At 57.7% G+C, this 13,728-nt stretch carries 15 protein-coding genes; 7 read left to right on the top strand and 8 right to left on the bottom strand.

Going from position 1 to position 13,728, the window contains the following annotated elements; genetic code table 11:
* Position 1: 1 nt before the first annotated feature.
* Together ACOTXC_RS09835 and ACOTXC_RS09830 are read left to right on the top strand one after the other, a co-directional pair.
* Positions 2 to 1,225 carry a phosphoadenosine phosphosulfate reductase gene (locus ACOTXC_RS09835; RefSeq protein WP_063152773.1) on the top strand — a complete coding sequence of 408 codons (1,224 nt, stop codon included), beginning with the start codon at positions 2 to 4 and terminating at the stop codon, positions 1,223 to 1,225.
* Complete coding sequence (locus tag ACOTXC_RS09830; RefSeq protein WP_126490611.1) at positions 1,210 to 1,836, top strand: IbrB-like domain-containing protein; 627 nt, start codon at positions 1,210 to 1,212, stop codon at positions 1,834 to 1,836. The genes ACOTXC_RS09835 and ACOTXC_RS09830 overlap by 16 nt, the downstream gene beginning before the upstream one ends.
* Here the strand turns inward: ACOTXC_RS09830 and ACOTXC_RS09825 are convergent, their stop codons facing one another.
* Complete coding sequence (locus ACOTXC_RS09825) at positions 1,837 to 2,997, bottom strand: pyridoxal phosphate-dependent aminotransferase (protein ID WP_421767602.1); 1,161 nt, start codon at positions 2,995 to 2,997, stop codon at positions 1,837 to 1,839.
* A gap of 122 nt (positions 2,998 to 3,119) precedes the next feature.
* Between ACOTXC_RS09825 and ACOTXC_RS09820 the strand changes: the two genes are divergently transcribed.
* Genes ACOTXC_RS09820 through ACOTXC_RS09810 form a run of 3 tightly spaced genes read left to right on the top strand, consistent with a single transcriptional unit; the run spans position 3,120 to position 4,959 of the window.
* Positions 3,120 to 3,734, top strand: coding sequence for a methylthioribulose 1-phosphate dehydratase (locus ACOTXC_RS09820; protein ID WP_126490610.1), 615 nt, complete (start codon positions 3,120 to 3,122; stop codon positions 3,732 to 3,734).
* The gene (gene mtnC / locus ACOTXC_RS09815; RefSeq protein WP_023305674.1) at positions 3,731 to 4,420 is read left to right on the top strand and encodes an acireductone synthase; all 690 of its coding nucleotides are present in this window, start codon (positions 3,731 to 3,733) and stop codon (positions 4,418 to 4,420) included. Before ACOTXC_RS09820 ends, mtnC begins: the two co-directional genes overlap by 4 nt.
* Positions 4,417 to 4,959 carry a 1,2-dihydroxy-3-keto-5-methylthiopentene dioxygenase gene (locus tag ACOTXC_RS09810; RefSeq protein ID WP_126490609.1) on the top strand — a complete coding sequence of 181 codons (543 nt, stop codon included), beginning with the start codon at positions 4,417 to 4,419 and terminating at the stop codon, positions 4,957 to 4,959. The genes mtnC and ACOTXC_RS09810 overlap by 4 nt, the downstream gene beginning before the upstream one ends.
* Before the next feature lie 121 nt (positions 4,960 to 5,080).
* On the opposite strand, the gene ACOTXC_RS09805 is transcribed toward ACOTXC_RS09810, so the two are convergent.
* On the bottom strand, positions 5,081 to 5,305 hold the full coding sequence (locus ACOTXC_RS09805) for a helix-turn-helix transcriptional regulator (protein WP_069596343.1): 225 nt from the start codon (positions 5,303 to 5,305) through the stop codon (positions 5,081 to 5,083).
* A gap of 106 nt (positions 5,306 to 5,411) precedes the next feature.
* On the opposite strand from ACOTXC_RS09805, the gene ACOTXC_RS09800 reads away from it, so the two are divergent.
* On the top strand, positions 5,412 to 5,684 hold the full coding sequence (locus ACOTXC_RS09800) for a helix-turn-helix domain-containing protein (protein ID WP_126490608.1): 273 nt from the start codon (positions 5,412 to 5,414) through the stop codon (positions 5,682 to 5,684).
* 61 nt (positions 5,685 to 5,745) lie between these two features.
* Here ACOTXC_RS09800 and ACOTXC_RS09795 read toward each other — a convergent pair whose 3' ends face one another.
* Both ACOTXC_RS09795 and mtnA read right to left on the bottom strand, forming a co-directional pair.
* Positions 5,746 to 6,216, bottom strand: coding sequence for an SRPBCC family protein (locus tag ACOTXC_RS09795; protein WP_045622238.1), 471 nt, complete (start codon positions 6,214 to 6,216; stop codon positions 5,746 to 5,748).
* A gap of 43 nt (positions 6,217 to 6,259) precedes the next feature.
* Positions 6,260 to 7,276 (bottom strand): S-methyl-5-thioribose-1-phosphate isomerase, encoded by a 1,017-nt coding sequence (gene mtnA, locus ACOTXC_RS09790; protein ID WP_038415650.1) that lies wholly within the window; start codon positions 7,274 to 7,276, stop codon positions 6,260 to 6,262.
* A gap of 102 nt (positions 7,277 to 7,378) precedes the next feature.
* On the opposite strand from mtnA, the gene mtnK reads away from it, so the two are divergent.
* Complete coding sequence (gene mtnK / locus ACOTXC_RS09785; protein ID WP_421767601.1) at positions 7,379 to 8,578, top strand: S-methyl-5-thioribose kinase; 1,200 nt, start codon at positions 7,379 to 7,381, stop codon at positions 8,576 to 8,578.
* Between the two features lie 87 nt (positions 8,579 to 8,665).
* Here mtnK and ACOTXC_RS09780 read toward each other — a convergent pair whose 3' ends face one another.
* From ACOTXC_RS09780 to ACOTXC_RS09765, 4 genes are all read right to left on the bottom strand, one after another.
* A complete protein-coding gene (locus ACOTXC_RS09780) occupies positions 8,666 to 9,907 on the bottom strand; it encodes an LVIVD repeat-containing protein (protein WP_022647399.1) in 1,242 nt (413 codons plus the stop codon).
* A 92-nt stretch (positions 9,908 to 9,999) separates the two neighbouring features.
* The gene (locus ACOTXC_RS09775) at positions 10,000 to 11,064 is read right to left on the bottom strand and encodes a sugar ABC transporter substrate-binding protein (protein ID WP_180243547.1); all 1,065 of its coding nucleotides are present in this window, start codon (positions 11,062 to 11,064) and stop codon (positions 10,000 to 10,002) included.
* Between the two features lie 19 nt (positions 11,065 to 11,083).
* The gene (locus tag ACOTXC_RS09770) at positions 11,084 to 12,079 is read right to left on the bottom strand and encodes an ABC transporter permease (RefSeq protein ID WP_022647397.1); all 996 of its coding nucleotides are present in this window, start codon (positions 12,077 to 12,079) and stop codon (positions 11,084 to 11,086) included.
* Positions 12,076 to 13,578 (bottom strand): sugar ABC transporter ATP-binding protein, encoded by a 1,503-nt coding sequence (locus ACOTXC_RS09765; RefSeq protein WP_046618927.1) that lies wholly within the window; start codon positions 13,576 to 13,578, stop codon positions 12,076 to 12,078. The genes ACOTXC_RS09770 and ACOTXC_RS09765 overlap by 4 nt, the downstream gene beginning before the upstream one ends.
* Between the last annotated feature and the right edge of the window lie 150 nt (positions 13,579 to 13,728).

Here is a 13,728-nt window from a genome sequence, read left to right as displayed (position 1 = left end):
CATGTCGAACTATAAAATCCCTTTACAGGAAAATGTTTTAGACGCTTCTGCGGAACGCATACACTGGACGCTTAACAATTTCCCCAGGGTATGCGTTTCCTTTTCCGGTGGAAAAGATTCTACCGTGATGCTGCATCTTGTTGCCCAGAAAGCACGGCAATTAAAGCGAAAAATAGACGTCATCTTTCTGGACTGGGAAGCGCAATTCTCGTCGACCATTCAGCATGTTGACGCTATGAAAACGCTCTATCGGGATGTTATCCACCAGTTCTGGTGGGTAGCGCTTCCGCTCACGACCCAGAACGCCCTGTCACAGTTTCAACCTGAATGGCAGTGCTGGGAACCCGGAACAAACTGGGTTCGCCAGCCACCAGAAGATGCCATTACCGATTATCACTATTTCGATTTTTATCAGCAGGGAATGACGTTTGAAGCCTTCGTGCGCGAGTTTGCCGAATGGTATGCGCAAAGACGTCCTTCCGCAGTCATGGTGGGGATCCGCGCCGATGAATCTTACAACCGCTTTCTGGCTATCGCGTCGGCGCGTAAGCAGCGCTTTTCTGACGATAAACCCTGGACGACCGTCGCCCCGGGTGGGCACGCCTGGTATATCTACCCACTGTACGACTGGAAAACCGCCGACATCTGGACGTGGTTCGCGAAATCAAAATGTTGCTATAACCCGTTATACGACCTGATGTACAAGGCGGGGGTGCCGCCGCGTTATATGCGCATCTGCGAACCGTTTGGTCCGGAACAGCGTCAGGGCTTATGGCTCTATCATGTCATTGAACCCGAACGCTGGGCGGCTATGTGTGAACGCGCCTGCGGCGTGCGAAGTGGAGGTATTTATGCCGGGCACGATAACCATTTTTATGGCCACCGGAAGATCCTGAAACCTGACCATCTCGGCTGGCGCGAATACGCCATGCTGCTACTCGACAGCATGCCGCAAAATACGGCGGAACATTACCGAAATAAAATCGCAATTTATCTCCACTGGTATCAAAAGCGAGGCCTGGACGATATTCCCGATACGCAGGAGGGTGACATTGGCGCAAAAGATATCCCTTCCTGGCGACGCATTTGCAAGGTTTTACTCAACAATGACTACTGGTGCCGGGCTCTCTCATTTAGTCCAAACAAACCTAAACACTATCAACGCTACAGCGAAAGAGTAAAAGCCAAACGCAAGGAATGGGGGATTTTATGCAGCAGCAAATAATCAGAGAAATGCAGACGTACCTGCAGGCCCTTTCTGAAGAAGAGAAAATCGGCGCTATAAATGCCTTTCGCCAGGCATTACACGAAATCAGCCCTTTTAATAATCAACCCGTCGACTGCGTATTGTGGATAAAACAGACTGACATCACCGCCAATGACTACAACCCAAATAATGTCGCTCCGGCGGAGAAGCGGTTGCTCAGCAAATCACTGGAGCTGGATGGATTCACACAACCTATCGTTGTGACGGAAAATGCGCCTGAGAGCTATGAAATTGTCGATGGATTCCATCGCCATGAGCTTGGCAGTCATCGGGCTATTCTGAAGCGTCAACTTAAAGGTTACCTCCCTGTTACCTGCCTGCGTAAAGCACGCCAGGAAAAGTTCGATCGCATGGCTACAACCATTCGTCACAACCGCGCGCGTGGACGCCACCAGATCAATGCCATGTCAGAAATCGTGCGAGAACTGGTGCTTATGGGCTGGAGTGAGCAGAAAATTGGCCTGGAGTTGGGTATGGACAGCGATGAAGTGCTGCGACTGAAGCAAATCAACGGTCTGCTGGAACTCTTCGCGGACCGTCGTTTTTCAGAAGCCTGGACGGTTAAATAGTCAGAGCGAATTTAAGCGCGCAGCCGCTGCCAGCAGCGTCGCCTCCTGCTTCGCAAAGCAAAGACGAATCAGTTTATGCGGGAAGGGATCGGCGCAGAACACCGACAGCGGAATGGCCGCCACGCCCACCTCTTTCGTCAGCCACTGGCAAAAACTGACATCATCCAGATCGGAAATCGCGCTGTAGTCCGCCAGCAGGAAGTAGGTGCCTTCGCATGGCAGGATCTCCAGCCGACTCTCGCTCAAGGCAGTCACAAACCGATCCCGCCGCGCACGGTAAAAAGCTGGCAGGTCCCGGTAATGTTCAGGTTCAGCGCGCAGCATATCCGCCAGCGCCAGCTGGGCGGGTGTGTTTACGGCAAACGTCAAATACTGGTGCACTTTACGCAGCTCAGCGCTGATGGCGGCGGGCGCCACGCAGTACCCTACCTTCCAGCCGGTCATATGGTAGGTTTTCCCAAATGATGATACCGCGATTGCGCGCTCGCGAAGCTGCGGATGCGCCAGCACGCTGGCATGACCCTCTTCGGCAAAGCAGATGTGCTCATACACCTCGTCGCTCAGAACATAGATTTCACGTTCGGCGATGGCCTGCCACAGGGCGGCAAAATCGCTTTTCTGCCACACCGTCGCCGATGGGTTGTGTGGCGTATTCAGGATCACCAGCCGGGTTTTATCGCTCAGCAGCGCGGCAAACGCCTGCCAGTCCGGACGAAAATGCGGCGGCTGGAGCGCCACGCGTTTCACCACGCCACCGGCCAGTTCAATCGCCGGGGCGTAGCTATCGTAGCTCGGGTCAAAACAAATCACCTCATCGCCCGTACGCACCAGGGCGGTTATCGCCGCATACAGCGCTTCGGTCGCCCCTGCGGTTACCGTGATATCGCTGTTCGCGTCAGGCTTATGGCCGTATAACTCCGCCGTTTTATCCGCAATGGCTTCACGCAACGCCTGCACGCCGGTCATCGGCGCATACTGGTTGGCTCCCTGCACAACGTGGTACGCCAGACGCTCCTGCAAATATTTCGGCCCGTCAAAATCCGGGAAACCTTGTGAGAGGTTAATGGCGTTGTGCTGCTGCGCCAGGGCGCTCATCTGCGTAAAAATCGTCGTGCCGAGATTCGGAAGTTTACTCTGCGGGATCAACGGGTTATTGCTCATTGTAGTGTGCCTGCCTGTAATACTTATGTTGCTGACACTATAACACGATGTTAGTCTTTGGCAATCAAGACGCTTAGACGTCTAAATGATATAAATATTCCTGACCGAGAGGGTAAAAGGAAATGACAGACAACCTGCAACTCACACACCTGGTCGAGGCCTGCCGCTGGATTGGCGCTAAAGGCTGGGCGCCCGCTACCGGCGGCAATATGTCCGTGCGTCAGGATGAACATCTGTGCTGGCTGAGCGAATCCGGAAAAGACAAAGGCAGCCTGACCACCGCCGATTTTCTACAGGTTGAAATCGCCACCAACCGTGCGCCTTCTGGCCGTAAACCGTCGGCAGAGACCGGGCTGCATACCCTCATCTACCGCCTGTTCCCCGAGGCTAACGCCGTCCTGCACGTTCACACCGTCAATGCCACGGTGCTGTCGCGGCTGGTCAACGAGACCGAGCTGAAGATCTCCGGCTTCGAGATGCAAAAATCCCTTACCGGGCAGACCACGCATCGGGATACGGTGGCCATCCCGGTGTTTGACAACGACCAGGACATCGACGCCCTCGCCTCTCGCATCGCCCATTATGCGCAGGAACGCCCGCTTAATTATGGTTTTCTTCTGCGCGGTCATGGCTTAACCTGCTGGGGACGCGACGTGGCCGAAGCCCGCCGTCATCTGGAAGGTTTAGAATTCATATTTGAATGCGAAATGCGTTTACGACAATGGGAGAGAGTATGATTCGCGCGATTGTGACGGATATTGAAGGGACCACCAGCGATATCCGTTTTGTCCATGATGTTTTGTTCCCTTACGCGCGTGAGCGGCTGGCGGCCTTTGTGACCGCGCAGCAGTACGCCGAGCCGGTCAAATCGATTCTGGACAACCTGCGCGATGAAATCAGCACTCCGCATGCCAGCGTCAGCGATCTCATCAACGTGTTGTTTACCTTTATGGATGAAGACCGCAAATCGACGGCGCTCAAAGCCCTGCAAGGCATCATCTGGCAGGACGGTTACATCAACGGTGACTTTACCGGCCATCTCTACCCTGATGTACTGCCCGCGCTGGAAAAATGGAAGGCACAAGGGATTGATCTCTATGTTTATTCCTCTGGCTCCGTCGCCGCGCAGAAACTGTTATTTGGCTACAGCGACGAAGGTGATATTACTCATCTGTTCAGCGGCTATTTTGATACCCGCATCGGTGCCAAGCGTGAGGTGCAGTCTTATCAAAATATTGCGGCGCAAACGGGCATCGCCCCGTCGCAGATCCTGTTCCTGTCGGATATTCATCAGGAGCTGGACGCGGCTGAACAGGCGGGTTTTCGCACCCTGCAACTGATACGCGGTGAAGATGACGGCGCAAGCCATCACCATCAGATCCACCAGTTTGACGAGATTAACCCGGAGCAGATCCCTTCATGAGCGCATTGACCATTTATTCCGATAAAGACGCCAGTAAGCACCTGTGGCACAGCACCGACGCCCCCGAGATTGCCCAACAGCTCAACGCCAAAGGCGTGCGGTTTGAACGCTGGGCGGCAGACCGTGATTTAGGGCAGGATCCCGCGCCTGAAGCCGTGATTGAGGCGTATCAGCATGCAATCGACAAGCTGGTGGCAGAGAAAGGTTATCAGAGCTGGGACGTGATTAGCCTTCGCGCCGACAATCCGCAGAAAGAGGCGCTGCGCGCGAAGTTTCTCAACGAGCACACCCACGGCGAAGACGAAGTGCGCTTTTTCGTGGAAGGGGCGGGACTATTCTGCCTGCACATCGGCGATGAGGTGTATCAGGTGCTGTGCGAGAAAAACGACCTGATTTCCGTACCCGCAGGCACGCCGCACTGGTTTGACATGGGTTCAGAGCCGAACTTTACCGCCATTCGTATTTTCGACAATCCGGAAGGCTGGGTTGCCCAGTTTACGGGCGATGCAATCGCGGATGCGTATCCACGCCTGGCCTGATCTTTTCTCCCTACCCCGCAAAGTAATGCGAGCACCGTGCTATCCCCTCGCCCCTCTGGGGAGAGGGTTAGGGTGAGGGGAACATACGGCTCAGGTGGTCAGTTCCATACTCAGGCATTAATTAAATACTGGCGATAATCCTCTGCACATCTCCGCCAACCAGCCTCGCCAGATGCACAAACTCCACCACGTCCAACCTACGCTCACCGTTTTCCACTTTAGCAATAAACGATTGTGGTTTTCCCAGTGCCTCCGCAAGCTGCGCCTGAGTCATCCCCTTCTCTTTACGCGCTTTCTTCAACGCATTGATAACACGCTGGTATTCATCCGAGTAAACTGAAGCCATTGTTCCGATTCCATACAAATATCCTGAAATCGAATATCCTCCCGTTGCCTTTTTATCCCAAAATAGGATAATTGAGCACGTAACGAACACATGTAAGGAGGACACAATGCAACATCAGAACTGGCACCCGGCCGATATTATCGCTGCACTAAAGAAACATGGAACAAGCCTGGCTGCGTTGTCCAGAAAGGCTGGCCTTTCCTCATCCACACTGGCAAATGCGCTTACCCGACCATGGCCTAAAGGTGAATTGCTTATCGCTCAGGCGCCAGACATTCCACCCGATGTGATATGGCCGGAAAGATACTTTGATGAAAAGGGAGAGCGAGTATTTCGTCAGATGAGGGATACCAAAAAGAGAAATCTGTCTTCAACATAATCAATGAATTCTCCCCCCTCACCCCAGCCCTCTCCCTCAAGGGAGAGGGGGTCTAAGGGCACTACCGTTTCAGCCCTTTCACATACCCCACCAGCTGATCCAACACCACGCCCCACCCTTCGTGGAAGCCCATCTGTTCATGCTGCTCGCGGATCTCCTTCGTTGGGTGACGCGCAATTGCCGTGTAGCGGGTCTTGCCCTCCCCCACATCTTCCAGCAGCAGGATCGCCGTCATAAACGGCTTTTCAGCCGGCTTCCAGCCCTCAGTATAGCCATCGGTAAAGACCAGCTTGTTCCCCGGATCGATTTCAAGAAATACGCCCCGGTTATCCATCCGCTGCCCGTCCACCTCAAACACGGTATTGAACCGCCCACCCACGCGCAGATCGAGGTCGCATTCAGTTACCTTATGGGGAGCAGGAATGAAGAAGTTTTTGATGTGCTCCGGTGTGGTCCAGCAGAGCCACAGCAGGTCGCGCGGTGCGTCCACCACGCGTTCCAGTTTTAAGTCTGTTTCAGGATCGAGCGTCACGATAACGTCCTCTAAAGGGAACCCCTTACAAGGATAGTCCCACTCAGGCGAATTTCCCTTTCGCTACCTCTTCAGGGGTGACCACGCCCGTATCCAGCACCCAGCCGCTAATCAGCGAGGCGGGGGTAACGTCAAACGCCGGGTTATAGACCTGCGCCTCTTGCGGCGCCCACTGCACCGCGCCAAAGCTTCCCGCCACGCCCGTCACTTCGCTGGCCGCGCGCTGCTCAATCGGGATCGCGTCACCGTTCGGGCAGTCCCGGTCGAGGGTCGTTTGCGGGGCGGCGACGTAGAACGGAATACCGTGGAACTTCGCCAGCACCGCCAGGGAATAGGTGCCGATTTTGTTCGCCACGTCGCCGTTGGCGGCAATGCGGTCTGCCCCCACCCACACGGCATCCACCTGCCCTTTTGCCATCAGGCTGGCGGCCATGGAGTCAGTAATCAGCTGATACGGCACGCCCAGCTCGCCCAGCTCCCATGCGGTCAGCCTGCCGCCCTGCAACAGCGGACGGGTTTCATCCACCCAGACGTTGCTGACGTTGCCTGCCTGATGCGCGCGGGCAATCACACCCAGCGCCGTACCGACGCCCGCCGTTGCCAGCCCGCCGGTATTGCAGTGGGTCAGCAGGCGGCTGCCGGGCTTCACCAGCGCGCTACCCGCTTTCGCAATCGCGTCGCAAAGCCGTTTGTCTTCATTAATCAGGCGCAGCGCTTCAGCCACCAGCGCCGGAACGAACGCTTCCTGCCACAGCGCAATCTTCATGCGGTCGAGATTGTTCATCAGGTTCACCGCCGTCGGGCGGGAGGCACGCAGGGTCTCCAGCGCCGCCGCCAGCTCGTCGCGGCCTTTACCGCTTTCCGCTAACAGCGCCAGCAGCAGGCTTGCAGAGAGACCAATCAACGGCGCGCCACGCACGCGCAGAGCGTGGATATGCCCAACCAGCGCCTCCACCGTCGAGGCATCCAGCCAGCGTTTCTCCTGCGGAAGCGCCTGCTGGTCGAGAATAAAGAGCTGATTATTCGCCACCCGCAGGCTGGTCGTCTGTAATGTCTGCATGTCGTTAATTCCCTGTTGCGTTGTTGTAGCACATTGTGTCAGGATGAAATCCAGATGTATAGACGTCTACATGTCTTAATTAGCAAAACTGAGGAGCAGGCCATGTCGCAATACCGTACCTTTACCGCTCAGGACGCCGTGGAGTATGCCAGGCAGTTTGGCGGACTTGACGATCCGTCATCGCTGGTGGAGGCGCAGGAAATCGGCGACGGTAACCTCAACCTGGTCTTTAAAGTTTTCGACCGCGCGGGCGTGAGCCGCATCGTCGTTAAGCAGGCGCTGCCCTATGTGCGCTGCGTCGGCGAGTCCTGGCCGCTGACGCTGGATCGCGCTCGCCTGGAGGCGCAAACCCTGGTCGAGCATTACAAGCACAGCCCTGAGCACACGGTGAAAATCCACCACTTTGACCCGAAACTGGCGGTGATGGTGATGGAAGATCTCTCAAGCCATCGCATCTGGCGCGGCGAGCTGATTAACAACATTTACTACCCGCAGGCGGCGCGGCAGCTGGGTGAATATCTGGCTCACACCCTGTTCCACACCAGCGATTTTTATCTGCATCCGCACGAGAAAAAAGCGCAGGTTGCAAAATTCATCAACCCGGAGATGTGCGAGATCACCGAAGATCTGTTCTTCAACGATCCGTACCAGATCCACGCGCGCAACAGCTACCCGGCCGATCTGGAGAACGATGTTGCCACCCTTCGCGACGACGCCCAGCTTAAAATCGCCGTGGCCTCCCTGAAGCACCGCTTCTTTTCGCATGCCGAAGCCCTGCTGCACGGGGACATTCACAGCGGCTCAATTTTTGTGGCCGACGGCAGCCTGAAGGCCATCGACGCCGAGTTCGGCTACTTTGGCCCGATTGGCTTTGACGTTGGCACTGCCATCGGCAACCTGCTGCTGAACTTCTGCGGCCTGCCGGGGCATCTGGGCATTCGCGATGCCGCCGCCGCGCGCGAGCAGCGCCTGACCGATATTCAGGAACTGTGGAACACCTTCGCGGAGCGCTTCCAGGCGCTGGCGAATGAGAAAACGCGCGACGCCGCGCTCAGCGCGCCGGGCTATGCCTCTGCGTTCCTGAAAAAGGTCTGGCACGATGCCATCGGATTCTGCGGCACCGAGCTGATTCGCCGCAGCGTCGGGCTTTCCCATGTGGCGGATATCGACACCATTCAGGATGAAGCGATGCGTCACGAATGCCTGCGCCACGCGATATCCCTCGGCAAGGCGCTGATTGTGATTGCTGACCGCATCGACAGCGCGGAAGAGCTGGTAGCGCGAGTACGGCAGTACAGTTGAGAACGTTTGCCCGGTGGCGCTGCGCTTACCGGGCCTACGGGTGCAAAATGTAGGCCCGGTAAGGCGAAGCCGCCACCCGGCAAAAACTCATCCTAAATACTCAATCACCGACATCCCACCGTTATAATCCGTGCTGTAAATAATCCCCTGCGCATCCACAAACACGTCGCACGACTGGATCACCTGCGGGCGATTGGGCCGCGTATCCATCATCTTTTCCGGCGCCGCGGGCACCAGCGCCCCCGTTTCCACCGGGCGATACGGATTGGAAATGTCATACGCGCGCACGCCCGCGTTCTGGTACGTCGCGAAGATCAACGTTGAGCTGACAAAGCTCCCCGGCCGGTTTTCGTGCAGGTTGTGCGGGCCGAAATGCGCCCCTTTCGCCACGTAGTCGGTTTCATCCGGCTGCGGGAAGGTAGAAATGCTCACCGGGTTCGACGGCTCGCGGATATCAAACAGCCAGATCAGCTTCTCGCCGTCCTGCTGGTTATCCAGCACCGCCTCGTCCAGCACCACCAGCAGGTCGCGATCCGGCAGCGGAAGCGCGGTGTGCGTCCCGCCGCCAAACGGCGGGCTCCAGTTACGATGGCTAATGAGCTTAGGCCGGGTGCGGTCCTTAACGTCCAGCAGCGTCAGGCCACCGTCGCGCCAGCTGCCGTACGCGGTATCGCCTGCAATAATCGCATGGTGCAGGGCGTAGCGTTTGCCTTCCGGCCAGTTCGGCTGTTCGCCTTCGGCCTGATTCATCCCCGGCAGCCACCAGCGTCCCGCCACTTCAGGCTTGCGCGGGTCCGCCAGATCGATGGTCAGAAAGATGTAGTCGGTAAAGCCGTCTATCAGCGCTGAGACATACGCCCAGCGGCCACCGACGTACCAGATGCGGTGAATGCCGATGCCGCTCAGCGATAAAAAGCCTATCTCGCGTGGCCTGTCCGGTGTGGAGATATCAAAGACGCGAAGCCCTGCGCTCCAGCCTTTATCCTGCACATCGCTGACGGTCTCCCCCACCTGGCGGGTGTAGTAGACCTTCTCGTCGGCAAAACGCGCATCGGCAAACAGATCCCGGGCGTTGATCACCAGCAGCAGGTCGTCATGCGCCTGGAGATGCACATTCCAGGTACCCGGCGGCGCAGGCACGTATCCTGCGGCTTTTGGTTTTTTCGGGTCGCGCACATCCACTATCGAAAAGCCCTGCGACACCATATGGCCGATATAGGCGAAACCGCGGTGCACCATCAGCTGCACGCCGTCCGGGCGACCGCCCTGATCGCTATGGCCAATTAGCCGCATATTGCGGCTGTATTCGGGAGGGGGTAATTGAGACACCTTATGCTCCTTACGCCCGGTGGCGCTGCGCTTACCGGGCCTACGGGTGCGAAATGTAGGCCGGGTAAGGCGCAGCCGCCACCCGGCTTGGTTTACTTGTTTTTAGCGGCAAGGGTCGCAAACCACGGCGCAACAAAATCTTCCGTCTGGCCCCAGCCCGGAATGATTTTCCCCAGAGACGCCACGTTCACCGCGCCCGGCTGGGCGGTCAGCAGCGCCTGCGGAATGGCCGCCGCCTTGAAATCGTAAGTGGCAGGCGTCGCTTCTCCGGCAATCTTATTGGCAATCAGGCGTACGTTGGTCGCGCCAATCAGCTTCGGATCCACCGCCACGCTCACTGCCCATGGGCTACCCGGCTCGCGCATCAGCTGTAAATCCTGGTTGGAGATGTCGATGCTGTAGAGTTTGATCTCGGTTCGGCCGTTCTCTTTCAGCGCCTTATAGGCGCCCTGGCTGAAGGCATCCCAGGTACCCCAGATGGCATCGATTTTACCTTTCGGGTATTTCGCGAGGATCGCGCCCACCTTGTTGGCAGTGTCGCCCTGCACGTCAGAGGAGACCGCGCCGATGGACTCCAGCTCTTTAATCTCCGGGTACTGCTTTTGCAGTTCTTTGTAGGCCGCCTGACGGCGCTCCATCGGCGGGAAGCCCGCGACCCATAGCTTGACGATATTGGCCTTGCCGTTGAAATCTTTCGCCAGCTGGCCGAAAGAGAGGTTGGTCAGGGAGGCATCGTCCTGCTGGGTAACGGTTACGCCCGGGATCTCGCCGTTCACAGCGGTATCAAACACCGAAACTTTGATCCCGGCATCCACCGCCTTCTTCACCAGCGCGGTGGAGTACGGATCGCGCCCCTGAGAGAGAATAATCCCGTCGTATTTCTGGCTGATGGCCTGGTTAACGAAATCCTGGAATTTGGCGTCGTCCCCGTTACTTAAAAAGGTGCTGACCTTAAAGCCGAGCTTTTTCCCTTCCTGAATCGCCCCGGCAACAAACTGCGTGGTGTTGTCGTCCGAGCCCAGGTTGCGGATCACCGCGATGCGGATCGGGCCGTCATGGCTGGCAATGGCGGTCGGAACCGGCGCGGGAGTAGCCGCCAGGCCCGGCAGAGAAGTGAGTAACCCAAGAGCTACCAAAGAGAGCGCAATCTTTTTCATTTATTATCCCGTTGTGTTGTCAGCGTTTTTGTATGTAGGTAATCGCCAGCGCTACCGCGAGCACCAGCCCTTTTATAATGTCCATGGCGTAATACGGCACGGAGAGCATCACCAGCCCGTTCGACAGCACGCCGAGGATCACCGCCCCCACCAGCGTACCCAGCGCGTTCGGCTTGCCGGATCCGGCCAGCGAGAAGCCGATCCACGCCGCCGCCACCGCGTCCATCAGGTAGCCGCCGCCCGCATTCACCTGCGATGAACCAATACGCGAGGCCAGCAGAATGCCGCCCAGCCCCGCCAGCAGAGAGGCAATCACGTAGGCTGCCACCTTGTAGCGGGTGGTGCGAATGCCGGAGAGGCGCGCGGCTTCGGGGTTGCCGCCAATGGCGTACATCCGGCGTCCATGGGTGGTCAGCGACAGGCCCAGCTGTGCCAGAATCGTCACCACCAGCATGACGATCACAATGGTCGGCACCTGCCCGAGCAGGCCAAACGCCGCCGGAATGGTCCCTTCCGCCATGTCGCCGCTCGGCAGTACCATGTTCTCGGTAATCGACCCGCCGTAGCTGTAGGTCATCGCCACACCCTGAATGACAAACAGGCTGGCAAGGGTCGCGAGCATGTCCGGAATGCGCAGGATGACGATCAGAAAGGCGTTAAACAGGCCGACCAGCGTACAGAGCGCGAGGGTCAGCAGAATCGACTCGGTGGTGCCAAAGCCGTGCCAGACGAAAAGCGAAATCACCAGCGCGTTCGCCAGCGACGCGGTAGATCCCACGGAGAGATCGAACCCGCCGACGGTCAGCGAAATAGAGACGCCAACGGCAATCACCGTCACGATGGCAATCGAGCGCAGAATGTTGATGATGTTGTTCGGGTCGAGGAAGCTGTCCGACGCCAGGCCAAACACCGCCACCAGCGCGACGACGGTCAGCAGCATGCCCCACTTATAAAGAAAATCGAAAATCTGCTGACGGCCAGACGCCGCCGTGGTCACTGAAAGGGCCTTGCTCACGACGCAGTTCCTCCGGTTGAATAATAAAGTAGTGTTTCTTCCCGGGCCTCTGCCCCGGCGATTTCCGCCACGATGCGACCGTCCCACAGCACGCAGATGCGGTCGCACAGACCGACCAGCTCGGCAAATTCACCCGAGGCGTAAATCACCCCTTTGCCCTCGCGCGCCAGGCCGTCGATCAGTTGAAACAGATCGGTTTTGGCCTTCACGTCCACGCCTTTGGTCGGCTCGTCGAATATCAGCACGCTGGCGTCATTGCGCAGCCATTTCCCGATGGCGACCTTCTGCTGGTTACCGCCGGAAAGCCGACGCAGCACCTGCCCCGGCCCGCGCGTGCGCACGCCGACGCGGGCAATCACCTCTTCCGCCCAGCGCCACGCCTGACGATGACCAAACAGGCTCCAGCGCGAGAAGCTGTTATCGGCGCACACGGCAAGGTTCATGCTCACCGGCTCGTCGATAAAAATGCCCTCTTTGCGCCGCTCCTCCGGCACCAGCGCCAGACCGCGTAGCACCGAGTCTGCCGGATCGCGCGGTTTCCAGGCCTGATGGTTCAGCTCGCCGCGCGCCACGCGGCTTTTGCTGGCGCCAAACAGCGCCTTGCAGAGTTCCGTTTTCCCCGCCCCCGCCAGCCCGGCAATGCCGAGGATTTCACCTTTGCGCAGATGCAGGGAGATATCTTTCAGCAGCGCGTCGTCGTGCAGGCCTTCCACCCGCAGCAGCATCTCTTCACCGTGCGGCGGTCGCGGGGGCGGATAGATATCGCTCAGCTCGTGGCCGAGCATCTTCTCGACGATCTCCTCTCCGCTCAGATCCGCCATCGGGCCGGACTCAATCAGCCTGCCGTCGCGCAGCACCGTCAGGGTGTCGCAGATGGCCTTCAGCTCGTGAATGCGGTGAGAAATAAACACCACGCCAATACCCTGCTGTTGCAGACGTCTTACTACCGCAAACAGACGCTCGCTTTCGTGCGCGTCCAGCGGCGCAGTGGGCTCATCAAGAATGAGAAAACGGCAGTGGTGCGAGAGCGCCCGCGCCAGCAAAATCTGCTGCTTTTCAGCCAGCGTGCAGCTGTCGATGGAACGGCGAACGTCCAGCGAAACATCCAGCTGCGCCAGCGCCTGCCGCGCCTGCTGACGAATCGCGCGCCAGCTGTAGCGGTGTCCCGGCTGCGCCAGCTGGTCGAGCATAATGTTCTCCGCAATGCTCAGCCCGGGGATCAGCGCCACGTCCACCTCCTGCTGCACAAGGTGGATACCCAGCCGTTTGGCGTCCAGCGGCTCGCGGATGCTTACCGGCTGGTTGTTAATGCAGATTTCGCCTTCATAACGATCGTGCGTCCCACACAGCACCGCCATCAACGTCGATTTTCCCGCGCCGTTGGCGCCGGTCAGCGCATGCACCGACCCGCCATTCAGGGTGAAATCCACGCGCGACAGGGCCTGAAAGCCGGAAAAGGCCAGGCTGATACCGCGCATCTCAAGGCGACTGGAAACCATCCGCGTAAATCCTTCATTACTCTTCTGATTTAGCGAATTTTTCACAGCTCCGGTTGACTGACAACGACGGAAAAGGCATAAGATAAAGCGAAATATTATTAGCCATCCGGATGTCCAGACATAACATCGGGTTAGCGCTTGCTAAAAAAG

The sequence above is a fragment of the Enterobacter cloacae complex sp. IR5428 genome, assembly GCF_049238585.1.
Classification (GTDB): Bacteria; Pseudomonadota; Gammaproteobacteria; order Enterobacterales; family Enterobacteriaceae; genus Enterobacter; species Enterobacter intestinihominis.
This window is presented reverse-complemented; position numbering and strand designations above follow the sequence as displayed.